At 61.7% G+C, this 20729-nt stretch carries 22 protein-coding genes and 1 pseudogene; 9 read left to right on the top strand and 14 right to left on the bottom strand.

Annotation, left to right across the window (positions count from 1 at the left end):
• Nucleotides 1-40 precede the first annotated feature (40 nt).
• The 4 genes and pseudogenes from JQ621_RS19260 (at nucleotide 41) to JQ621_RS19245 (ending at nucleotide 2891) form a co-directional block, all read left to right on the top strand.
• A complete protein-coding gene (locus JQ621_RS19260) occupies nucleotides 41-658 on the top strand; it encodes a hypothetical protein (RefSeq protein ID WP_212236235.1) in 618 nt (205 codons plus the stop codon).
• 8 nt (nucleotides 659-666) lie between these two features.
• Nucleotides 667-1731 carry a helix-turn-helix domain-containing protein gene (locus tag JQ621_RS19255; protein ID WP_212236234.1) on the top strand — a complete coding sequence of 355 codons (1065 nt, stop codon included), beginning with the start codon at nucleotides 667-669 and terminating at the stop codon, nucleotides 1729-1731.
• Nucleotides 1732-1774: 43 nt separating this feature from the next.
• Nucleotides 1775-2029: pseudogene (locus JQ621_RS36130) on the top strand (IS1 family transposase); the annotation flags it as partial.
• A gap of 625 nt (nucleotides 2030-2654) precedes the next feature.
• A complete protein-coding gene (locus tag JQ621_RS19245) occupies nucleotides 2655-2891 on the top strand; it encodes a hypothetical protein (RefSeq protein ID WP_212236331.1) in 237 nt (78 codons plus the stop codon).
• Nucleotides 2892-3100: 209 nt separating this feature from the next.
• Here the strand turns inward: JQ621_RS19245 and JQ621_RS19240 are convergent, their stop codons facing one another.
• The 6 genes from JQ621_RS19240 to dnaG form a co-directional block, all read right to left on the bottom strand.
• Nucleotides 3101-3343, bottom strand: a complete 243-nt coding sequence (locus tag JQ621_RS19240) for a hypothetical protein (protein WP_212236233.1) — start codon at nucleotides 3341-3343, stop codon at nucleotides 3101-3103.
• A 208-nt stretch (nucleotides 3344-3551) separates the two neighbouring features.
• Nucleotides 3552-3938 (bottom strand): thiol-disulfide oxidoreductase DCC family protein, encoded by a 387-nt coding sequence (locus JQ621_RS19235; RefSeq protein ID WP_212236232.1) that lies wholly within the window; start codon nucleotides 3936-3938, stop codon nucleotides 3552-3554.
• 37 nt (nucleotides 3939-3975) lie between these two features.
• Entirely contained in the window at nucleotides 3976-4755 is a 780-nt protein-coding gene (locus tag JQ621_RS19230) for a DUF5131 family protein (protein ID WP_212236231.1), read from the bottom strand.
• 11 nt (nucleotides 4756-4766) lie between these two features.
• Nucleotides 4767-5867, bottom strand: coding sequence for a three-Cys-motif partner protein TcmP (locus JQ621_RS19225; protein WP_212236230.1), 1101 nt, complete (start codon nucleotides 5865-5867; stop codon nucleotides 4767-4769).
• 178 nt (nucleotides 5868-6045) lie between these two features.
• Nucleotides 6046-8199, bottom strand: coding sequence for an RNA polymerase sigma factor RpoD (rpoD, locus tag JQ621_RS19220; RefSeq protein WP_212236229.1), 2154 nt, complete (start codon nucleotides 8197-8199; stop codon nucleotides 6046-6048).
• A 369-nt stretch (nucleotides 8200-8568) separates the two neighbouring features.
• Nucleotides 8569-10593, bottom strand: a complete 2025-nt coding sequence (gene dnaG, locus JQ621_RS19215; protein ID WP_212236330.1) for a DNA primase — start codon at nucleotides 10591-10593, stop codon at nucleotides 8569-8571.
• 325 nt (nucleotides 10594-10918) lie between these two features.
• Here dnaG and JQ621_RS19210 point away from each other — a divergent pair, with 325 nt between their 5' ends.
• A complete protein-coding gene (locus JQ621_RS19210) occupies nucleotides 10919-11482 on the top strand; it encodes a chlorite dismutase family protein (protein ID WP_212236228.1) in 564 nt (187 codons plus the stop codon).
• 80 nt (nucleotides 11483-11562) lie between these two features.
• Here JQ621_RS19210 and JQ621_RS19205 read toward each other — a convergent pair whose 3' ends face one another.
• Both JQ621_RS19205 and JQ621_RS19200 read right to left on the bottom strand, forming a co-directional pair.
• A complete protein-coding gene (locus JQ621_RS19205) occupies nucleotides 11563-11961 on the bottom strand; it encodes a gamma-glutamylcyclotransferase family protein (protein WP_212236227.1) in 399 nt (132 codons plus the stop codon).
• A 189-nt stretch (nucleotides 11962-12150) separates the two neighbouring features.
• Nucleotides 12151-13053 (bottom strand): transglutaminase family protein, encoded by a 903-nt coding sequence (locus JQ621_RS19200; RefSeq protein ID WP_212236226.1) that lies wholly within the window; start codon nucleotides 13051-13053, stop codon nucleotides 12151-12153.
• 93 nt (nucleotides 13054-13146) lie between these two features.
• Here JQ621_RS19200 and JQ621_RS19195 point away from each other — a divergent pair, with 93 nt between their 5' ends.
• The gene (locus tag JQ621_RS19195; protein WP_212236225.1) at nucleotides 13147-13953 is read left to right on the top strand and encodes an N-formylglutamate amidohydrolase; all 807 of its coding nucleotides are present in this window, start codon (nucleotides 13147-13149) and stop codon (nucleotides 13951-13953) included.
• Here JQ621_RS19195 and JQ621_RS19190 read toward each other — a convergent pair.
• The 4 genes from JQ621_RS19190 to JQ621_RS19175 all read right to left on the bottom strand — a co-directional run bounded on the left by JQ621_RS19190 (nucleotide 13950) and on the right by JQ621_RS19175 (nucleotide 17669).
• A complete protein-coding gene (locus tag JQ621_RS19190) occupies nucleotides 13950-14933 on the bottom strand; it encodes a DUF3592 domain-containing protein (protein WP_212236224.1) in 984 nt (327 codons plus the stop codon). The two genes, JQ621_RS19195 and JQ621_RS19190, sit on opposite strands and share 4 nt — an antisense overlap.
• Before the next feature lie 74 nt (nucleotides 14934-15007).
• Nucleotides 15008-15628 (bottom strand): LysE family translocator, encoded by a 621-nt coding sequence (locus JQ621_RS19185; RefSeq protein WP_212236223.1) that lies wholly within the window; start codon nucleotides 15626-15628, stop codon nucleotides 15008-15010.
• A 47-nt stretch (nucleotides 15629-15675) separates the two neighbouring features.
• Complete coding sequence (locus tag JQ621_RS19180) at nucleotides 15676-16221, bottom strand: hypothetical protein (protein WP_212236222.1); 546 nt, start codon at nucleotides 16219-16221, stop codon at nucleotides 15676-15678.
• Nucleotides 16222-16223: 2 nt separating this feature from the next.
• Entirely contained in the window at nucleotides 16224-17669 is a 1446-nt protein-coding gene (locus JQ621_RS19175) for an LVIVD repeat-containing protein (protein ID WP_212236221.1), read from the bottom strand.
• A 211-nt stretch (nucleotides 17670-17880) separates the two neighbouring features.
• Here JQ621_RS19175 and JQ621_RS19170 point away from each other — a divergent pair, with 211 nt between their 5' ends.
• From JQ621_RS19170 to JQ621_RS19160, 3 genes are read left to right on the top strand one after another with little or no spacing between them, the layout of a single operon-like run.
• Nucleotides 17881-18195 (top strand): ArsR/SmtB family transcription factor, encoded by a 315-nt coding sequence (locus tag JQ621_RS19170; RefSeq protein ID WP_212236220.1) that lies wholly within the window; start codon nucleotides 17881-17883, stop codon nucleotides 18193-18195.
• Entirely contained in the window at nucleotides 18188-18658 is a 471-nt protein-coding gene (locus tag JQ621_RS19165) for an SRPBCC family protein (RefSeq protein WP_212236219.1), read from the top strand. Before JQ621_RS19170 ends, JQ621_RS19165 begins: the two co-directional genes overlap by 8 nt.
• 22 nt (nucleotides 18659-18680) lie before the next feature.
• Nucleotides 18681-19193, top strand: coding sequence for an SRPBCC family protein (locus tag JQ621_RS19160; RefSeq protein WP_212236218.1), 513 nt, complete (start codon nucleotides 18681-18683; stop codon nucleotides 19191-19193).
• Between the two features lie 18 nt (nucleotides 19194-19211).
• On the opposite strand, the gene JQ621_RS19155 is transcribed toward JQ621_RS19160, so the two are convergent.
• Together JQ621_RS19155 and JQ621_RS19150 are read right to left on the bottom strand one after the other, a co-directional pair.
• Nucleotides 19212-19391 (bottom strand): hypothetical protein, encoded by a 180-nt coding sequence (locus tag JQ621_RS19155; RefSeq protein ID WP_212236217.1) that lies wholly within the window; start codon nucleotides 19389-19391, stop codon nucleotides 19212-19214.
• A gap of 325 nt (nucleotides 19392-19716) precedes the next feature.
• Nucleotides 19717-20490: a DUF2189 domain-containing protein gene (locus tag JQ621_RS19150; RefSeq protein ID WP_212236216.1), complete on the bottom strand. Its 774-nt coding sequence runs from the start codon at nucleotides 20488-20490 to the stop codon at nucleotides 19717-19719.
• Nucleotides 20491-20729 lie beyond the last annotated feature (239 nt).

Here is a 20729-nt window from a genome sequence, read left to right as displayed (position 1 = left end):
ACCTACCAGTAGGTCACGAAAATCAACATGGTGATTCCTCATGGAAGCCGTCCGAACTATTATCCTGCGAGAGCCTTGGGAAATCGGGCCTAGGCTCCTCGAACTGTCATTGCCCAAGAACAAGTTGCTGGAAGCTCGCGACATTGCCGTCCATGAGGGGTCCAACGCGACAAAATTCCATGCAGCAAACGCGCCCGGAACCTTCCGCTATCATCATGGAATTTGGGCGCTTCGGCATCTTTTCGTAAGCCAGGACTGGGTTCTTGATCGCGCCAATGGCGTGGAAACAATCAAGAATATAAAACTTGGCCTCATAGTGGGCTTCTGCAATGTTGATCTTGCCTGCGTTGATTGGCGCGATCCTCAGCCCAGAACGAAGAAAGGCAGCGGGGTGGAGCTCGTCGCTGCTCCTTTGCTGTTTGACAGCCTTCCTCAGTATGCACCTCGCCAAACAGGCTCATGGCAATTTTTCTACTTGATGGTGGACGATAAGGGCGCGGCAGAATTGTCTCGGCCTGTTATTAGCCGCGGCAAGTTCGGACCAATGATTGAGCGCATTTATCTGTCTACCGGAACCGACGATGACGGGACCGCCATTACGAAAGACGTGTCGGATGGCATTGTCGAGTTTGATCCACAGATCGCACGCAAAGCCTAGGTAGGGAAATGTTCAATCCTAAAAGGCTCAGCCTTGCGCGAATGCGCAGGAGGCTGACGGCGAAGGCGCTTGCGGAAAAGACCAGTCTGGCCGACTTGACCATCACTCGGCTGGAGAAGGGCGCTAATATTCCCGACGACGCAACGCTTGATAAACTAGTGACTGCGTTAGGATTCCCGCGCGAATTTTTTCTGCAGGCTGATCCGGAAGAGATTGACACCGGCGCCGTCAGTTTCCGCAGCTTTACCAAAATGAGCGCGAAAGAGCGCGATGCTGCCATTTCGGCAGGAGCGCTAGGTTTGCAGTTGAGCGCTTGGGTAGAAGAACGGTTCCAGCTTCCAGCGCCAAGTCTAATTGACTTGAGCTACGAGACCGACCCGGAGGCAGCGGCTGCGGCGCTCAGGCAATACTGGGGTTTGGGAGAGCGTCCAATACCTAACATGCTTGCGCTCTTAGAAACGAAAGGTGTGCGCATTTTTTCGCTTGCCGAGAATACCGCGTCGGTAAATGCTTTTTCTTTTTGGCGTGACGGCAAGCCCTACATCTTCCTGAATAACTTCAAAACTGCAGAAAGCAGCATCTTTGATTCCGCGCACGAGTTAGGGCACCTTGTCATGCACAAGCATGGCGACCCAAAAGAAACTAGGGCCGCCGAGAGAGAGGCAAACGGTTTTGCCTCAGCATTTCTTATGCCCGCCAATGATGTGCGCTCACAAATTCGCCGGCCTATCTCGACCCAAGCGATCATGGCGGCAAAATTCCGCTGGCGAGTTTCAGCAATGGCCCTTGCATATCGCTTGCACGCGATAGGCGTGCTTTCTCCATGGCGCTACAAATCAATTATCATGGATCTTGGGAAGTGGGGCTATCGAGACGGAGAGCCGCATGGCATTGCCCGCGAAACCTCAGCAATCTGGCGCAAGGTGCTTACTGCGCTCTGGAGTGAGCGCACCACTAAGAACGATATCGCCAATAGTCTCCATCTGCCCGTAGACGAGTTAGAGGGCCTGATTTGGAATTTGGCAGGCCCTGAAATCCGCCCGGCTGAGAGGGAATTGCGGGCGGTAAAATAACATGAACTTTTATCTTGACGCTAAGCATAAAAGTTCAGGGGGCATGAACAAGCTGCCCCTGCAAACCCGCGTTCAAATCCTCCAGATGCTCTGCGAGGGATCGTCCATGCGCTCGGTCTCGCGGGTGACTGGCGTATCGATCAACACGGTATCCAAGCTGCTCATTGATGCCGGGCTGGCGTGCGCGGCCTTCCACGACAAGACGGTGCGCGGCGCAACCGCCAAGGCTGTACAGTGCGATGAGATTTGGTCATTCAGCTACGCCAAGCAAAAGAACGTCAAATTCGCCAAGGCCGCCCTGAGGCTGCTGGACAGGGTGTTGAAGATGACGGACGTGGTTGCGCTGATTGATGCCGCCAATCCGGTCCCGGCTATTCGCGGTCCCTACAAGAAGCGCGAAGCGGTCGAAAATTCAAACTGAGACACTACCGTGACCTGTGCCGTGCACAGGCGACGATGATCTGCCCTGCGCGCGACACCTCGTGCATGCAAGGCGGCGGACGAGGAGGCGCGGAACTTGAACGGAGTATTTCGGCAATCGAAGCATCTGCTTCGAGACCGCGTGGGAACCTGCGCCGGTGTTCACTGCATATCCGGTGCGCGGGCTGCGACATCAACACCACGCGGAAATATCTTGCCATCGCAGAGCGCAAGCTATAATCTTCTATCTCAAGTTGTTGCCCTGCCAGCCCCGGGCGACGCTGAAGACCAAAAATAGACGGCGGGCTTTATCGGCCCGCCGTTTATCGAGGTGATGGGCCGCTCGCAGGCGCCAGGCCGCTACAGCCATGCCGCTGCCGCCAAGCCGCCGCGGTTCGAAAACACGCACAATCCAGCAGTTCGGCCGGTGTTCCGGCCGCGAAGGATGTCGATTTCAGCCGAAGTCATTTGACTGCGGCGCCCTGATCGACGACAAGCCCGCCATGGCCAAGAAACCCGGAACCAACCCGAAAGGCGAATTCGCCTTTTTCAACGTCGTCTACGAAGACGGCTCCCAGCGCTCCAACCGGCGCGTACCCGCCGAGCTGCTCGGCGGCCTCGACGGCGACGACCCCGCGCGCAGCTTCATCATGGAGCAGGACCGCGAGATCGCCGAAAAGAGCGGCCGCCCTCCGATGGAGATCAAGGAGATCGAGCGGGTGGGGGCGAAGAAGAAGTAGCGGATTGGCGCCGGCCTCTATGGGCTGGCGATGCCAGTATTCAGGGTGAGCGAAGCCGCTCATTTGATGGGACCAGGGCGTGCGCGCTCGGTACCTGTTCAGCCAGCGCCTGCCCCAAACGAGGCCGCATCGCCCGTGTCAAAGCAAAAAGCCCGCCGGTTCGCGCCGGCGGACTTTTTGGCGAGGACGCAGGAACGTGAAACCCGCCCTCAATTTTTGGTGTCGGTGAGGCGGCGGCAACGAGCAAGCTCGTACTGAAGCGCACTGTATGCTGCCGCGCGACTGCCGCCCTTTGCGTCCGCGTAGGTCTGCTCGGCGCTCACGGCGCATAGGGCTTGCGATAAGACCGTGGCGCTGGCGCGCGGCATGTTGAAGAGGGTCATCGAACCAGCGACAACGACCAACGCCAGGACTGTACGAAAGGATATGGTACGTAAGGATTTTGCACGCATGGATTTTCTCCCGAAATGAGCGGCCCATCGCCACTCCAATGGGGATGTCTTATGCACCTGCCGGCTCGCCATAACCGTGATGCCGGTCACGCCCCGCAGATGGCGGTGGCGGGGTTGAGCGGAGAGCGAAACCCATCAACTCGTCCGCCGACGACGACAGGATGATGGGTTTCGCAAGGGCTCAACCCATCCTACGGGCTGCGCTCGCTCACCAGCGCCCGCACCATTTGTTCCAGGCAAACAGCAGATCGGCAAAACGGTCGTAGACGAACCGCGTGAACGGCAGCACCACGCGATTGCCTGATAGCACCGCAAGCCACCCCTGCCCGGGCGTCAGCCTCCACAGCGCGATCGCGACGTCAGCACCGACGATGAGCCGGCCGGCCTCGTCTGTCGCATGCAGGCGGCGCCTGATGTCGTCGAGCGAGGCGCCAAACCGCGCCAGCGCATCGGGCTGTTCGTTGATGTCCTTGAACTCCACCGTGCCTGCACGCACCAGCGCCAGCAACTTGTTGCGCTGCCAGTCGATGCCGGCGTCACAGACGGGGCAGCGGGTGTTGTAGTAGACGGTGAGACGGAGCGCTGATTCAATCATAGCGACCGGAAGCGGAGATCGTCTGCTCCAAAGCGCACTAACTGCGAGCTTCGAAATGGAGACGCTGCATAGAGCTGATCCTAGGAAATTCGTCCCACGTCCTTCCGTCCAAGACTCTACCGGCGCGCTTTTTATTCACGCCACCCCACTGCTTAAAATGAAAAGCCACGTTGGCTGCGCCACACTGATCTCTGATTGATCGAACCCAGTCAGGATTCATTAGTCGTGCCCCAGGGCCGCTTTCGCCCCCAGCTATTGCCCAATCGATCCCAGTTAAATTCAAATTATTTAGCGGCCCGAGGAGAGGCTCCAAGCTTAGGAACTTAATTGCCGCACTAGTCCGCCTGAGACAATCAATCCGCCACAAGTACTCTTCGCTTTCAACGCTAACCCCAAGCCAAACATTATTTGGCCATTGAAGTGCGGCGGACAGTGCTTCGGCCCGTTCGGCTCGCTTGGTTAGAACTTGGTACGTGTGCTGAGGGGTTGTGACCATGGTCTTGAAAACCTCCTGAATGAAATCAAGAGGCACTCCTTCGTGAAAGAGATCAGACATTGAATTCACGAAGATGGTCTTTCCTGCCTTCCACTTTCGAGGAAGATCAAGCGCGTTTCGATCCAACACTATCCGACCGTTCCACTTCGCTCGGCCACCACTTACACGCGTTGTACCGGCGTATTTCTTTTGACCCATCTTTTCCAGACGATGTGCCAATCTCATAGCGTAGCAATTGGTGCACCCAGGAGAGATAACAGTGCACCCTCCAACGGGATTCCAAGTTGCCTCTGTCCATTCGATTGCAGAGTTGGTGGCCATTCGATTTTCTTTCAGGGAAACTTGACTACGACATGATCAGCGAACGTACCCTTTTTTCGCTTTGCAGGCTCTGCTGATATTTTGCCCTCAACTTCCAATGCGAGCAGAACATCTTTGTAGTTCTTCTTGATAAATGGCGTGTCGATACTGTGCCGCTCGTAAATTTGCTGCATGGTGAGCGATTGCCCAGCGAAGGCCTTCGGAATATCTTCTTTCAGGCTGTCGAGCGGCCGAGCGAGCGAAAACAGCAACGGCGTTGACGCATCAGCAGGCGAATACGTGAAGGACGGCACTCCTTGATCATCTACAGAGCTTTCCTTCGACATAATGTCCTTCATGATCTCGTACCCTTTGAAGTGCTTGGATACGAAAATCAGGCTATGTGAAGTCCTTGTCCCTTTTTCATTCTTGAAACGAAAGGGAAGGACAAATTTACCACCCATTGCTTTGATCGCCTGGGCCAACTCTTCGAGAACAAGTTCTTCCCGCTTTGCCGGACTTTTCTCTGGGAGCACCTTCCTTAGCATTTCGGCGCGCTCTTCTCCAAAAAGGGCGTCCATATGAGATTTCACGGCAGGATTAGAAATGCCTGCGTTGATCCGGTTATAGTTGAAGAAGAAGACGCAATCACATCCCCAATCCTTGATGACCCCGTTTACGATTTTGAGTGACAATCCTTTGTAGCCAAATGGATCAACAAACGAGAACGACGGGATCAAGTTCGTTTCGCTAAAGTACTTCGCAGCATCTTCATCTATCTCGCCGCAACTAACCTGCGGCTTATACTTCAACGTCTCAATACCGACGAGTTTACCGATTTCGCTTTCGAGCGCATTCGTGTTGTCTTTGTTCGCATCATTAAACAGCGTAACAAGCATGTCCCGTAAATCGGGTTCCTTGATTGCCTGCTCCAAAATCATTAGAGGAGTCGATGCGGCGCCATCTTTGTAGCGGCCCGGACCTGCATAAAGATCAATATAAGCGATTTTCTTTTCCCTGAGCTTGGCGGACGGGATGATTACCCTTGCCCATACGTAGAAATACTTCTGGACGATGCGGGCTTTCACCTCGGACTGGTCGCTCCGCTCGTCGAAAAATTTCGCCTGTGGCATGCAGTTGAGCCCCTCCCAATCAATGAGTGCCGGAGCATTGCCATACAATCAAAAGATGCTTATACCAAATTAGAACATAACATGAACATAACGCCTTGGCAACAAGGCAAGCAAAAAGGCGGGCTTCCGCCCGCCTTTCATGAATGCACGAGATAAACCCGCCGTCTGGCGATCCGGATCAATTATCCAAGAAGCTCCGCAGCTTCCGCGACCGCGACGGATGCTTCAGCTTCCGCAACGCCTTCGCCTCGATCTGACGAATACGCTCGCGCGTCACCGAGAACTGCTGGCCGACTTCTTCCAGCGTATGATCCGTGTTCATGCCGATGCCGAAGCGCATGCGCAGCACGCGCTCTTCGCGCGGGGTGAGCGAGGCGAGCACGCGCGTGGTGGTCTCGCGCAGGTTCGACTGGATCGCGGCGTCGATGGGCAGGATCGCGTTCTTGTCCTCGATGAAATCGCCGAGATGTGAATCCTCTTCGTCACCGACGGGCGTTTCGAGCGACAGCGGCTCCTTGGCGATCTTGAGGACTTTTCGCACTTTCTCCAGCGGCATGCCGAGCTTTTCGGCCAATTCCTCGGGCGTGGGCTCGCGGCCGATCTCGTTGAGCATCTGGCGGCTCGTGCGCACGATCTTGTTGATCGTCTCGATCATGTGCACGGGGATGCGGATGGTGCGGGCCTGGTCGGCGATCGACCGGGTGATCGCCTGCCGGATCCACCACGTCGCGTAGGTCGAGAACTTGTAGCCGCGGCGGTATTCGAACTTATCGACGGCCTTCATCAGGCCGATATTGCCTTCCTGGATCAGGTCGAGGAATTGCAGGCCGCGGTTGGTGTACTTCTTGGCGATCGAGATCACGAGACGGAGGTTGGCTTCCACCATCTCCTTCTTGGCCTGGCGGGCTTCGCGCTCGCCCTTCTGCACGGAGTGCACGATCTTGCGGAACTCGACGATCTCGAGGCCGGTGAGCGCCGCGAGCTGATGCACCTCGTGACGGAGATCCTTGATGCGGTCCTTCTCGTGATGGACGAAGTTCTTCCAGCCCTTGGCGGCGAGCTTCGAGACGCGGTTGAGCCAGCGCGGATCGAGCTCCGAGCCCTGATAGTTGCGCAGGAAGTCCTCGCGGGCGACGCCGTGGCTGTCGGCGAGACGCATCAGGCGGCCTTCATGCGAGACGAGGCGCTTGTTGATGTCGTAGAGCTGCTCGACCAGCGAATCGATACGGGCCTGGTTGAGGCGCAGCGACTTCACCTCGACGATGATCTCGTCCTTGAGCTTGCGGTACTTGCGCTCCTGGTGCGGCGACAGCGAGGGACCATGCGAGGTGCTCTCGAGCTGGTTCTGGATGTCCTGCTCCTGAAGCTTGCGCAGCTTCTTGTAGCTCTCGGCGATCTTGTCGAAGATCTCGACGACCTTCGGCTTGAGCTCGGCCTCGATGGCCGCGAGCGACATCTGGTTCTCGAACTCGTCGTCCTCGTCCATGTCGGCTTCGGCAGCCGATTCCGCGGGATCCTTCTCGGCCTCGCCGACATTGCCGCCGGCAGGCGCGGCACGGAACGGGGTCGGCGCCGGCGGCGCCGCGGGCGGGGCCACATGCGCCGGTGCGCCCACCACAGCGGCCACGCCGGCGTCGGGCGCAGCTTCGCCGTTCTCGCCGCCTGGACCTGCGATCATCGCCGTGTTCATGCCGGCCTTGGCCTCGGGGCCGGCATAGGTGGCTTCGAGATCGATGATGTCGCGAAGGAAGATCTTTCCTTCGTTGAGTTCGTCGCGCCAGATGATGATGGCCTGGAAGGTCAGCGGGCTTTCGCACAGGCCCGCGATCATCGCCTCGCGGCCGGCCTCGATGCGCTTGGCGATGGCGATTTCGCCTTCGCGGGAAAGCAGCTCGACCGTCCCCATCTCGCGCAGATACATGCGCACGGGATCGTCGGTGCGCTCGCCCGGCTCGCTCTTCTTGACTTCGGTGACGGCCTTCTGCGTGACCTCGACGAGCTCGTTGTCGGTCTCGTCCTCGCCGCCCTCGTCCTTGTCTTCCTCGGCCTCGCTATCGTCGGCTTCGGTGACGTTGATGCCCATGTCCGAGAGCATGGACATGATGTCCTCGATCTGCTCGGGCGAGGTCTGGTCGGATGGCAGGACTTCATTGAGCTGATCGAAGGTCACGAAGCCGCGCTTCTTGGCCTGCTTGATCATCTTCTTCACTGCCGCGTCGGACAGATCGAGCAACGGCGAGGGCGCGTCCTGGGAATCCTTCTCCGGAGCGTCCGCTGCCTTGTCGTCCTTTTCCTTGTCCTTCGCCTGCAGCGTCTTTGCCTTGGTGGCCATCCATTGCTCCTAAACGCGTTCCATGCAGACGTGCGCGCGCCCGCGTGAAATCACCTGAACCTGTTGCTCGACGCTCTCGCTTCGTCAGATCTCGACACGGAAAGGGCGGCGCATAGCTCTCGCCACCCCGACCTTTCTCTCGCCGGATTTGCCTAACGCTTCGTGAGCCTCTTTGTCGCGGCGGATGCAGGTGGAGTGCCAACAGCTGGTGCGCGGATTCATTCCTGACGCGTCTGTTCTGCCTGCGGCCGCGGGGGCCAAAGTGCTACAAGACCGTTAAGCCTCGATTAACCCTGTTTTTGCCGCCAAATCATGGATTTGGCGAGTCTTTTAGCGGTACCTGGCGCGGCCGTCCGCATGATTCTTTCATCACACGCTCTTCTGGAACCGGCCCGACAGCTCGCCAAAACCCTCGATCAGGGCCTCGGTACCGTCGACCTCGGCCAGCCTGGCCTTGACGTCACGCAGCCACGCCAAATTGGCCTCGCTGGGATCCTCCCCCAAGGCCAGCTCGGCGTCCTTCAGCTCTCTAAGTAGTGAATGCCATTGCCGATGCAAGGTAACGAGCTGGTGCCAGGTGGCCAGAACGTCATCCCGCGCCGCGCCCTCGCGGGCGCCCCACACCGCCGCATTCGTGATGCCAGCTTCAACTCTTTGAAGAAGCTGGGAAAATCCGCCCTTTTCGATGTCGGAGCGCATCTTGTCGGCGAGCTCGCCGGGGTCCGGCGAGTGGTGATGGTCGTTGGCGAAAGCGGCGATGATGGCGGCCCGAAGCTTGTGGGCCTCGGGGTGGGCGAACTCCAGGGCGGCGACCTCCTCGAGGTGGTCATGCAGCAGCCAGGGGTGGTTGATCAGGCTCTGCAGGATCAGGGCCTCGCGGCGGGAGATGGCGCTTCTTTGCCCGCGCATGATCGGGCTCGCCGCCAGCTGGGGGCTGGCCGCCTGGTAGGGGCCGGAGGGAATAAGGGTCGGTCCCGGCGGGCCGCCGCGGCGGCCTCCCCCATAGCCTTGTCCGAATCCTTGCCCGCCGAATCGATTCGCCTGCCCGCCGCGCGGCTGGAATGGGCGGCCGCCGCCCCCTTGGCGGAAATTGCCGCGGCCTGCAAAGCCGCCGCGCCCGCCATCGGGCGCAAAGGTGCGCTGGAGCCGCTCGACGAACTCGTTGCGATAATAGCGCCGCACCACCTCGTCGCGGATGCCGCCCGCGAGCTCCTTGATGCGCGCTTCCAGCGCCGCGCGGCGCTCGGGGGTGGCAAAATTGCCGCCTTCGAGCTCGCGCGACCACAGCATGTCGGCGAGCGGACGCGCCGCCGCGATCACCTCCTCGATCGCGCCGCGCCCGCCGGAGCGCGCGAGATCGTCGGGGTCCTGCCCTTCCGGCAGCAGGGCGAAACGAAGACTCTTGCCCGGCGCCAGGAATGGCAAGGCGAGGTCCGCAGCACGATAAGCCGCCTTCTGTCCGGCGCGGTCGCCGTCGAAGCAGAGGATCGGCTCGTCCGCCATCTTCCAGAGCAGCGCGAGCTGGTTTTCGGTCAGCGCCGTGCCGAGCGGCGCGACCGCGCCGGGAAATCCTGCCGTGACCATGGCGATGACGTCGACATAGCCCTCGACCACGACCAGCGATGCGCCGTCATGGGTGGCTTTGCGCGCGGTCTGGTGATTGTAGAGATTGTCGCCCTTGTGAAACAGCGGCGTCTCCGGCGAGTTCAGATATTTGGCCGGAACGTCCTTCTCCAGGGCGCGTCCGCCGAAGGCGATGACGCGGCCGCGCAGATCCGTGATCGGAAACATCACCCGATCGCGGAAGCGATCATAGGGCACGGGAATATCGTCGCCGGCCACCAGCAGCCCGGTCTCGATCATGTCCTCGACGGAGACACCGAGCTTGCCGAGATGCTCCTTCAGCGCGAAGCGCTCGGGCGGCGCATAGCCCAGCCGAAACTGCAATTGCGTCGCCGGCGAAATCGCGCGGTCGGCGAGATAGCCGCGCGCCTTGGCGCCGACCCGCGAGGCCAGCGTCTCGGCGAAGAACTTGGCCGCCAGCTCCATGACGTCATGCAGCGTGCGGCGGCGCTGCTCGTGCCGCGCCGCATCCGGCGTCACCGCCGGCAGCGCCAGGCCCGCCATGCCGGCGAGCCGCTCGACGGCCTCGGCAAACGGCAGGCCGTCGGTCTCCATCACGAAGCTGATGATGTCGCCGTGCTTGCCGGAGGAGAAGTCGTGATAAAAACCCTTCTGGTCGTTGACGTAGAAGGACGGCGTCTTCTCCTGCTGGAACGGCGACAGCCCCTTCCACTCGCGCCCCGCCTTCTTCAGCTTGACGCGCTTGCCCACGACTTCGGACACCGAAAGCCGGGCCCTGATCTCGTCGAGGAATTGGGGCGTGAAGCGCATGGCCATGATGTAGCGCGAAACCGTGTGAGTCGGGCGAAGGGATCAGGGATATAGGGACGCGGCGGACAGAAGTCAGGTTTGTCGGGCTTATCCGCGCTGTTCACAGGCCGTTCCGTCATTCCGGGGCGCGCCCTTTCACCGTCACCCTGAGGTGGCCGCTTCTTCAGCGGCCCTCGAAGGGCGACGGCCCAGCTGCATCCGGACCGATTCATCCTTCGAGGCCCGCCTTGCTTTGCAAGGCGTGCACCTCAGGATGACGGGTCGGGCAGCTCCGCGCGTGACGGGAAAGCCTTGAACCCCGCCCGGTTCCACGCTTCGATAGGCCATGTTCAGGACCTTTCGGGGCGGCCAGAGCGGGGGCTGGCGTGTCACCTCGATTGCGCCCGTGGTGGGCGAACCCCTGCCCTTCATGCCGGCGCTGTCGGTGATCGACGGCGACGCCGTCGCGTTGCCTCTGGTGCCCTCGCGCAATGCCTGGCGCCTGGTCGGCGTGCCCAGCCACTTGCGCTACACCGAGCGGCCCGAGAAGCAGCGGCTCATGGGCGTGCAGGCCGGCCTCGGCCGGTTTGAAGCAACCTGCGCGGCGCTGATCCCGATCCGCAAATCAGCCGCGTGGTGGGAGCTGACGCAGGAAGAGCGGCGCAGGATCTTTGAAGACAAGTCGCACCACATCGCGAGCAGCATGCGCTTCCTGCCCGCGATCGCGCGCCAGCTCTATCACTGCCGCGACCTCGGCGAGCCGTTCGACTTCCTGACCTGGTTCGAATACGCGCCGGCGCACGTCTCGCTGTTCGAGGAGCTGGTCGGGATGCTCAGGCGCACCGAGGAGTGGAGCTATGTCGAGCGCGAGGTCGACGTGCGCGTGGTGAAGGAGGTGCTGTCGGCTTAAAGCGCGATGAAATCGCGCTTTAAGTTTCTGTTTGAGCATGATCTTGTCGGAAAACCGCTGCGCACTTTTCCGGATCAGGCTTAATGCTCGAGAAAGCGGCCGGACTCGATGTGCGGCAGGCCCGCCACCGGCCAGTTATAGACATAGGTCCAGGCCGGCGCGGTCGCGCCGTCCGCGCCTGTGACGTCGACCAGCTGGCGCAGATATTCGGTCGGCTCGGGAAAGCCTTCGCCGCAGGCTTCGTACATGTCGAGCTCGCGCAGGAGCTCATCGCCGGCGCGCAGGCGAAAGAGCTCGCCGTGCACGACATCGGACGACGCGCCCGACAGCAGCAATCCCGGGTAATGCTTCACCAGCACGAGCCGGCCGCGGCAGGTCGCTTCGCCGACAAAATCGGCATGCTGCGCCAGCAGCCGCGCCATCGGATGGTCGAAGCCGCGCATCAGCGTGCCATAGACGAAGAGACGATCGGAGGTCATGGGGGCTCTATAGATGCGAATGACGTGCAGTGACAGGGCAATATATTCGCAGTCGTCCCGGCGAAGGCCGGGACCCATACCGCGGAATCCATCGATACGGATGGAAGGAGTCCCGACCTCCGAGTCTTCGCCAAACTTCTCCCTGGGGTTATGGGTCCCGGCCTTCGCCGGGACGACGGCAGAGAGACTTTACAAAACCTCCGCTTCCAGCTGCTCGCCGCGAGCCTCCTCCACCCTGACGCTCACGTCCATGACGTCGAAGGCGTCCTGGGTCCCGAGATAGATCCCGTGCAGCGGGATCGCCTGACGCGGGTCGCGCGCGACGGCGACGCGGATGAGATCGCGGGTGCCGACGATGCCGTTGGTCGGATCGAACGCGATCCAGCCCGCGCTCGGCAAGTAGACCTGCACCCAGGCATGGGTCGCGCCGCCGCCGGCATGATGCCGCGCGATGTCCTCGGGCACGAAGATGTAGCCGGAGACGAACCGCGCGGCGATGCCGAGCCGGCGCAGCGCCTCGATCATGAACAGCGCGTAGTCGCGGCACGTGCCGGTGCGGAATCGCAAGGTATCGAACGGGGTCTGCGTGCCGGGCTCGAGACGCCTGCGGTAGCTGAATTCCTCGCGAATGGCGTGCGTGATGCGGCTGAGCAGCAGGAAACTCGGCGACGGGGTGTCCGCATCGAAAAAGCCGTGCACCCATTCCGCGATCCTGCCGTCGGGATCGGGATATTGCGGCGTGAGGTACTGGACGAGATCGGGCAATTCCGCATCGTCATAGGCGAAAGGATAGAAGTAGGCGGGATCGTCGGGCGTCAGCGCGAACTCGTCCACGGGATTGTGCTCGACCGTGACATGCCAGTCGAAGACCAGACGGTCCGCGCGCGCGTCGAAATCGACGATCGCGACCGAATTGCCGAACACGTCGTGGATCCAGCGCAGCGAACTGGGCTCCGGCGAGATCTCGAGCCTGGAATCGAGCACGCGCAGATCATGGCTGTCGCTGGGACGCAGCATGAATCTGTGTTCGCCGAACGCCACCGGCCTGATGTAGCGATATTCGGTCTTGTGGTGAATCGTCAGCAGCGGCATCGTGGGGAGATCATGGTGATGTTGGGCAGGCCCATTGTTGTCGGTTGCTTGCCCAATGTCAGGGGGCGACTGCTTTTTCGATAGGCAATCAGGATGGCTTTCAACACAGTCGAGGCGGCGGATCAACTCCTTGACGAAGGCGATATTCCACCAGTGCATGAGCTGAATGCGGAGGGGACATCGCCCTTCCTGCTCACAGCGGACCATTACGGCCGCGTCCTGCCGCGCATCCTCGGCGATCTCGGCGTGTCGGAAGACGAGCTGACGCGGCACATCGCCTGGGATATCGGCATCGCCGGTGTCGCCGAGCGCCTTGCAAACATGCTTAACGCGCACCTGATCGCGCAGCGCTATTCGCGCCTCGTGATCGACTGCAATCGCTCGCCTGACGTCGCAAGCTCGATCCCCGTGATGTCCGAAGCAACGGCGGTGCCGCGCAACGAGGGCATCTCGGATGGCGAGCGTGCGGCGCGACGGCGCGAGATCTTCGAGCCCTATCACCGCCGCATCGACGCGGTGATCGACAGCCGGATCCACGCCAAACGGCCGACCGTGCTGGTGTCGCTGCACAGCTTTACGCCGGTCTATGCCGGCGTCGCGCGGCCCTGGCACATCGGCGCGCTCTACCATCGCGACAAGGTGCTGCCGCCACTGCTGCTGAAACATCTGCGCGCCGAAGGCGATCTCGCGGTCGGCGACAACGAGCCTTACGCGGTAAGCGATCTCAGCGACTACACCATTCCCGTGCACGGCGAGGCGCGCGGCCTCCTCAACACCGGCATCGAGATCCGCCAGGATCTGATCGCGGATCAAGCCGGCCAGCAGCAATGGGCGGAGCGGCTGGCACGGATCTTTGCGCAGATCGAAACGGAGTTGAAACCACAGCTGTTGCCCGGCTAGCCGCCCCGCGTCGCGACGAACAGCGCGAGCGCGGCGAAGATCGCGGCGATGCCCCACAGCACATAGGCGATGCGGCCGTCGCCCCGGGCATCGAGCGTGGCCTCGGCAGGATTGTCGGGATTGACGCGAACCTCCACGGTCGCGCCGTCCTGATAGCGCGACATCAGCTTCGCCAGCATCTTGCTGGAGGCCTGCGGCGTGCCGGCCGCAACCCGCGCGCATTCATTGGTGTAGCGGACGTTCTGGTAGCTATAGGTGTAGGTCACGCGCTTGCCGAACATCTCGGCGCCGCGCGCCGCGCCCGTGTCGCTCGCCCGGTGATATTCCTCCATCTCCGACAGCTTGATGGTGCCGGGCACCACCGGCCAGCGCGTCGCCAGCGCGGCCTGCCGCTGCACGGCCAATGCCATCAGCGCGATGACGAGACCGAAGGCACCGAAGGCGACGACGAGACCGGCAAGATCGGGCCTTCCGACATGCTGGGCGAGATACAGATAGCTCTGGTTGAGGCCAAACGCCGAGCCGACGATGATGGCAACCACGATGGCCGAGCCGATGCCGAGACAGCCCCACAGGCCCTTGGGCAGATCGCGCTCCAGCACGGCCTGATCGGGATGACGCGGATTGTAATAGACCGTGACGATGCTGCCGGCGGGATACTTCGCGAGCTTTTCGGCAACCTGGAAATTGCCGAGGTCTTCGCCGATCGAAATGCGGTTGCAGCGCAGTTTCCGGCCGCTGACGGAATATTCGTAGGTGACGTTGGCGAAGTTGCGGCTCTCCATCCGATAGCCGTCCTCGCGCTCGTCGTCGAGCACCCTGACCTCGCGGACTTCGGCAACCGAGGTGACGACCTTGCCCGATACCTGAGGCCAGCTCCGCGCCTCGCGCGCCTGCCAGGTCTTGACGATAGCGGCGACCAGGATCAGCGCCAGCGGCGCAAGCAGCATCGCGTAGACCAGCAGGGGCAATTTCGGCACGGAAAAATCCTTCGTCGGCGGCAATGCTCCCTTGGACGCATTGCCGCCGGCAAAGGTTCAACCGGCGTGAGCGCTCATTTGGCCCGGATCAGCGCCAGCCAGATGCCGCCGCCGATCATGAAGCTGCCAGAGACGCGCGACACCAGGCGGGTGCGGCGTGCCGAGAAGAAGCCGCGGACCTGACCGGCAAGCAGCGCGTAGATTCCATCGGTCAAACCGGCCAGCACCATGAAGGTGATCCCGAGCACCAGAACCTGCGACAAATGATCCTTGCTCATGTCCATGAATTGCGGAATGAACGCGCCGAAGAACACCAGGAGCTTCGGGTTCGACAACGCGACGACAAAGCCCTGCAAAAGAAAGCCTCCGCGCGGGGGCGGCGGCGGCGCATCGGCGGAGACGCCTTCGACCGGCGAGCGGATCAGCTTGATGCCGAGCCAGACCAGATAGGCCGCGCCGGCAAAGCGCACCCAGTTGAACCAATAGCCCATCGTCGCCATCAGCGTGGTGAGCCCGACCGCCAGGATGCCGATCACGATCAACAGCCCGATCTGCACGCCGAGAATGTTGGTCAGCGCCGCGCGTGTGCCGTGGCGCAGGCCGTTGGCGATGACGAGGGTGACGATCGGCCCCGGCAACAGCGCAAGCGCAATGCAGGCAGCGACAAAGGCGAAATAGGCTTGCATGGATATCATGGGGCGGACTCGAGCTGGGGGGATTTGCCGGCATTAATGCATGGCACTCAGTATCCGTCCAGCGCTGCGGTCGCCCAGGTTTTCATCTCTTGCGTGTCCAGGAAGGCGAGCGCCGCATGCTGCATCGCGCTGGCATCGCCGGTCCCTTGCGCCGCGGCAACGAAGAGGTCGCAGCGGCGCGAGATGGCGATGCCGATCGCTCCCTGGCTCACACCGCCAGATCTGGCGAGATCATAACGTCGGGCACGACCGCGCATCCTACCAAGCGCGACCGCCTCGCCCGGCGCCATCGCCGCAAAGCGCGGGGCGATCAGATCGATGTCGGCGACACGATCCACCTCGTCGTCATCGGCAACGCCGCTGTCGCAATTGCAGAAGCCGCGCTTGGCGCGGACATAAAGCTCGGCGCCATCGCAGGCACCGCCCTCGCAGCGAAACGCGCGGCCGGCGGGCCAGCCGTCGCGCGGAAACGGCCAGGCGATCTCGCGCCAATGCGCCGGGCTTGCCGCCGGCGACGGCACGAGCCGATACGCGCCGACAGCCGACGCGCCGAGCGCGACCGCCGCCAGCGCTATCGCGACCGCGCGCCGCATCGTCAGTTCTTCGGCAGGCCGGCGGCGGCGCGCGCCGCTCCGGTCAGCTCGAGAATGTGCAGGCCGGTGTTGGCGCGATCGACGATGTAGATGTAGCCGCGCTCGTCGGTCTCGACATTGTTGGTCTGGATCGCGACCTTGCAGCGCTCGCCGCCCTCGACCGGAATGCAGCGCTTGTCGGTCGCGCTCGTGATCGCCGGAATGAAATAGCCGACTTCCTTCGGGCGATAGGGATCGCGGATGTCGAGCGCGCGCACGCCGGCATTGAAGAAGGCGATGAAGGCCATCTTCCTGTAATAGACCGGCGCCATGCTCTCGTTCGAGGAGTGCGAGCCGAAGCGGCCGCCGCGCTGGCAAAACTGCCCGCTCGCCTCCGGCACGGTGTAGCTGGAGATCATCATCGGCCGCGTCTCGGTGGTGACGTCGGCGAACCACACCATCTGCCTGGCCTCGCCGCATTCGTTCAGGATCGCCTCGTCGACGATCATGACGATGTCGCGCGTCTTGCCGTCCTTGTCCTCGGCGAATTCGGCGATGGGCATGTCGAGCATCGGAAAGGTGGTGTGCGCGCCGTTGAACGCGGACATCGGCAGCCGCGATATCTCGGGAAAGCGCAGATTGTCCGGCGTCGGCTCCTTCGCTCCTGTCAGCAGTTTTTCGCGATCGACGATCTGCAGGATGCCGCCCTTGTTGGTGCCGTAGCCGAAATAGACGCGGTTGCCGGCCGGCCCGGTCGAGATCGGTCCGTGCAGTTCGGTCGGCACCGCACCCGTCGAGCCGGGCTCCTGGCCGGGCAGGCCGAAATCGCGGATCTTTTGCGGATGGGCGGGATCGCTGAGATCGTAGATCTGCGTCATGCGCCGCGTGCGCCAGTCCGGCGCGCCGGAAACGAGAAAGGCAATGCCGGTATCGCATTCCCACCAGCTCTTGTGCGTGTCCTTCAAGCCGCCGATGCGGGTGATCAGCGCCGGGTTGGCGGGATCGGCGACGTTCCAGATCTCATGCGCCTCGCTGCCGAAGGTGCGCAGCATGTAGACCGCGTTGGGATCGCCCTTCGGCAAGGTCCTGCCGTCGCACACCCGCACCATCTGCGCGCCGCCGGATTCATACTTGCCTTCCTGCCCCGGCAGGTGTCGCAGATATTTTGGATGTGCGGGATCGGTGACGTCGACGATCGAGGTTCCGTTCGGCTCGGCATTGCCCGTCATCGGATTGACGGGCGCCGGCACGTTGTCGGTGCCGCCGTGATGGCCGATATAGGCGATCCAGCGGTCGCCCTGATGGTGGATGGTTGGCTGATAGGCGCTGCGCGCCTGGAGGTCGTTGGTGCCGACCAGCTTCATGTTGGACGCCTCGGGCGGCGCGCCGATGGTCTGCTTCTGGGCGTGAACAACAGGGCTGCCGGCGAAAAGGACGAGGGCGGCAGCAGTCAGGACGCAACGGAACATCAAAGTCCTCCCGGAACCAATCTGCGTTGGCTGAGCATCGATGCTAGCACGGCGGCACGCGTCCGACCAAAACACGATTTTGCGGCCCGTCATTCCGGAAACCGCGCAGCGGTTGTCCGGAATCTCGAGATTCCGGGTTCGACGGTAGCGCGCCGCCCCGGAATGACGCCACGCTTGACATGCAACCTTTTGGTTGCCTATTATCACCCCCATGGATGAGGTCTTCAAAGCGCTCGCCGATACATCCCGACGGTCGCTGCTGGACAGGCTTCACGCCAGGAACGGCCAGACGCTGAACGAACTCTGCGAAGGCCTGGACATGACACGCCAGGCCGTGACGAAGCACCTGGTCATCCTGGAGGAGGCCAATCTGGTCGCGACCATCAAGCATGGCCGCGAGAAGCTGCACTATCTCAACCCGGTGCCGATCCATCAGATCGGCGAACGCTGGATCAGGAAGTTCGAGCGCGACAAGCTCGTCGCGCTCAGCGATTTGAAACGCCAGTTGGAGAAGCGAGATGAGTAAACCGAGCTACGTCTACGTGACCTACATCGAGACATCGGCCGAAAAGCTGTGGCACGCCTTGACCGACGGCGACTTCACGGAGCGCTACTGGTTCGGTCATCGCATCGCCTCCGCGTGGAAGCCGGGTTCGCCCTATCGTTTCACCAATGTCAGCGAAGGAAGGTGCACCGTGGATGGCCACGTCATCACCGCAGATCCGCCGCGACGCCTGTCCTATAGCTGGCTCAATCACAAGCCCGAAGCTGCGGGCGAAGGCACCTCGCGCGTCACATTCGATCTCGAACCGCACGGCAAGGTCGTCAAGCTCACCGTGACGCATGACGAACTCGGCGAGGACGGCAACACCCTGCGCGACATCTCAGGCGGCTGGCCGATGGTGCTGTCGAACCTGAAAAGCCTGCTGGAGACAGGGCACGTGATCGAGATCGTGCCGCCGAGTTGCGCAGGCCAGAACGCGGCGTGACGAGGACGCGAAGGAATTGAGGATGAACCTGGATCAGTTCACTCCGCTCACGGTCTACACCATCTATATCGCTTCCACGCCGGAGAAGGTGTGGGAGGCGCTGACCTCGGCCGGGTTCAGCCGGCAATATTTCCTCGGCAACTCCGTCGAGGTCGAACCGCGGCTCGGGGGCGCCTTCACCGTGCGCACGCCGGACGGCGCCCTGCATATCAGCGGCGAAGTGCTCGCCTACGATCCGCCGCGAAAGCTCGCGGTGACGTTCAATGTCGACTGGCCCGAATTGATCGAGAAACTCGGGCCGACCCTCGTCACCTACGATATCGAGCAGGTCGGCGATGCAGTCCGGCTCACCATGAGCGAGGGCCACGATCGTCCGCTCAGCGATGATGTTCTCGCCGGCGGCAGATCGGGCTGGCCCGCGATCCTGTCCAGCCTCAAGAGCCTGCTCGAGACCGGCAAGCCGCTGGTGGTCAAGATGGGCCCGCCGCAGCGGATGCTGGATGCGCTGCGGGCAATGGGGATCAAGACGCCGTAGCGGCCGGAATTTTCGCCCTCATCGCTTCTTCTTCACCGGCGGCGGCTGAATCTCGTCGATCTTGCGGCGGCAATCCCCTTCCGACTCGTGCGGGCCCGAGACAAAGGTCCCGCTGACCTTGGTCGCGTACCAGCCCGACTCCACGCCGAGGCGAAGCGCTTCATCTGTCTTGACGTGCCGTGGGGAGAGGGTTTGCATCAGGTGCTTTCGGTTGGCGTTCGATCTCGCATCGAACTGCAGTGGAGTCTTTCAGACATCAGGCGTGCTGAGCAGGCTCCGCGGGTGCGAGAAATCAGCTGTTTCACGTCACCCAATGTTTCACACTAACCAAGTCGGGTCGTGGCGCCGCGTGTGCGCGGAGACGACTGTTTCTTTCCGACATTGGCGCACCGTGCGCGCAATCGCAGCAATTAGCTATCGTTTTCTCGCCCGCCGGGGCTTTGAAGCGCCAAATGCCTCCATCGATCAATCAAGTCGGACGAAACAGGCGAACAGCCCGCTTCCGTTGCGTCCAGTTCCTCTTTTACGCCACCGGCGCCACCAGCCGCCGATAAAGGTGCCACGTCGCATGCCCGAGCACGGGCAGCGTCACCACCAGGCCGAGGAAATACGGCAGCGCCGACACAATCAGCAGCATCACGATCACCGCCGCCCACCCGATCATCGGCAGCGGGCTCCTGACCACCGCGCGCACACTCGTCACCATGGCCGTGACGAAATCGACCTCGCGGTCGAGCAGCAGCGGAAACGACACCACAGTCAGTGAAAACAGGATCAGCGACAACACGGCGCCGACCGCGTTGCCGATCGCCAGGAACAGCAATCCCTCGTTGGTGGTCAGCACCACCGTCATGAATTCCTGCAGGCTCGAAAAGGAGGCGTGCAGGCCGAGCAGCAGCGCGATCAGCAGCCGCACCTGATACATCCAGATCACGAACACGAACAGCGTGACAAACGCCATCCAGCCGATTTCGCCGCGGTTTCGTATTGCCGACCAGATCGCGCCGAACGAGACCGGCTCGCCGCGCTCGCGGCGGCGACTGACTTCGTAAAGCCCGATCGCGACGAACGGTCCGATCAGCGCGAAACCGGCAGCCAGCGGGTAGACGAGGTAGATCATGCCGAAGGCAGTGAGGCAGAGCATCATGGTGATGCCACCGGCCGCATATAATGCGCCGAAGGCGAGGCCATAAAGCGGGAGCGCCTGGAAATCGCGCAGGCCCTCCACCAGAGCCTCGGCAATATCAGTCACCGCAACGGGACGCACCACCGGATCGATCTTGCCCGAGATCGACATCAGCTTCCTCCGTGCACCAGCGCGATCTTTCGTAGCGCTCACGCCGCGATACTAACGCTGCTGCGCACACGGGCAACTTGATCTCGATCAAGGGCATGATTGCGGCGTCGCCGCAATGCACGCGCCCGAGAAATCTTGGACCACGAACGCGCTTTTCGCACCGATACCTATGGACTGGGTGGACGATCGTGCCGCAAATTGTACCTTCAGACGAAACCGCGCGAAGAACGGACCCGCCC

It is taken from the genome of Bradyrhizobium manausense, from assembly GCF_018129685.1.
In the GTDB taxonomy this organism is placed as follows: Bacteria; Pseudomonadota; Alphaproteobacteria; order Rhizobiales; family Xanthobacteraceae; genus Bradyrhizobium; species Bradyrhizobium manausense_D.
The sequence above is the reverse complement of the archived record's forward strand: the minus strand, read 5'-3'. Positions and strand labels throughout refer to the sequence as shown.

Coding starts and splice junctions, on each gene's coding strand:
- JQ621_RS19210 (WP_212236228.1), top strand. CDS start 10,919: ATGTTCAGGACCTTTCGGGGCGGCCAGAGCGGGGGCTGGCGTGTCACC.
- JQ621_RS19230 (WP_212236231.1), bottom strand. CDS start 4,755: ATGGCCACCAACTCTGCAATCGAATGGACAGAGGCAACTTGGAATCCC.
- JQ621_RS19155 (WP_212236217.1), bottom strand. CDS start 19,391: ATGCAAACCCTCTCCCCACGGCACGTCAAGACAGATGAAGCGCTTCGC.
- JQ621_RS19185 (WP_212236223.1), bottom strand. CDS start 15,628: ATGATATCCATGCAAGCCTATTTCGCCTTTGTCGCTGCCTGCATTGCG.
- JQ621_RS19205 (WP_212236227.1), bottom strand. CDS start 11,961: ATGACCTCCGATCGTCTCTTCGTCTATGGCACGCTGATGCGCGGCTTC.
- JQ621_RS19165 (WP_212236219.1), top strand. CDS start 18,188: ATGAGTAAACCGAGCTACGTCTACGTGACCTACATCGAGACATCGGCC.
- JQ621_RS19225 (WP_212236230.1), bottom strand. CDS start 5,867: ATGCCACAGGCGAAATTTTTCGACGAGCGGAGCGACCAGTCCGAGGTG.
- rpoD (WP_212236229.1), bottom strand. CDS start 8,199: ATGGCCACCAAGGCAAAGACGCTGCAGGCGAAGGACAAGGAAAAGGAC.
- JQ621_RS19255 (WP_212236234.1), top strand. CDS start 667: ATGTTCAATCCTAAAAGGCTCAGCCTTGCGCGAATGCGCAGGAGGCTG.
- JQ621_RS19235 (WP_212236232.1), bottom strand. CDS start 3,938: ATGATTGAATCAGCGCTCCGTCTCACCGTCTACTACAACACCCGCTGC.
- JQ621_RS19240 (WP_212236233.1), bottom strand. CDS start 3,343: ATGCGTGCAAAATCCTTACGTACCATATCCTTTCGTACAGTCCTGGCG.
- JQ621_RS19200 (WP_212236226.1), bottom strand. CDS start 13,053: ATGCCGCTGCTGACGATTCACCACAAGACCGAATATCGCTACATCAGG.
- JQ621_RS19160 (WP_212236218.1), top strand. CDS start 18,681: ATGAACCTGGATCAGTTCACTCCGCTCACGGTCTACACCATCTATATC.
- JQ621_RS19180 (WP_212236222.1), bottom strand. CDS start 16,221: ATGCGGCGCGCGGTCGCGATAGCGCTGGCGGCGGTCGCGCTCGGCGCG.
- JQ621_RS19175 (WP_212236221.1), bottom strand. CDS start 17,669: ATGTTCCGTTGCGTCCTGACTGCTGCCGCCCTCGTCCTTTTCGCCGGC.
- JQ621_RS19245 (WP_212236331.1), top strand. CDS start 2,655: ATGGCCAAGAAACCCGGAACCAACCCGAAAGGCGAATTCGCCTTTTTC.
- JQ621_RS19170 (WP_212236220.1), top strand. CDS start 17,881: ATGGATGAGGTCTTCAAAGCGCTCGCCGATACATCCCGACGGTCGCTG.
- JQ621_RS19260 (WP_212236235.1), top strand. CDS start 41: ATGGAAGCCGTCCGAACTATTATCCTGCGAGAGCCTTGGGAAATCGGG.
- JQ621_RS19195 (WP_212236225.1), top strand. CDS start 13,147: ATGGCTTTCAACACAGTCGAGGCGGCGGATCAACTCCTTGACGAAGGC.
- dnaG (WP_212236330.1), bottom strand. CDS start 10,593: ATGCGCTTCACGCCCCAATTCCTCGACGAGATCAGGGCCCGGCTTTCG.
- JQ621_RS19150 (WP_212236216.1), bottom strand. CDS start 20,490: ATGTCGATCTCGGGCAAGATCGATCCGGTGGTGCGTCCCGTTGCGGTG.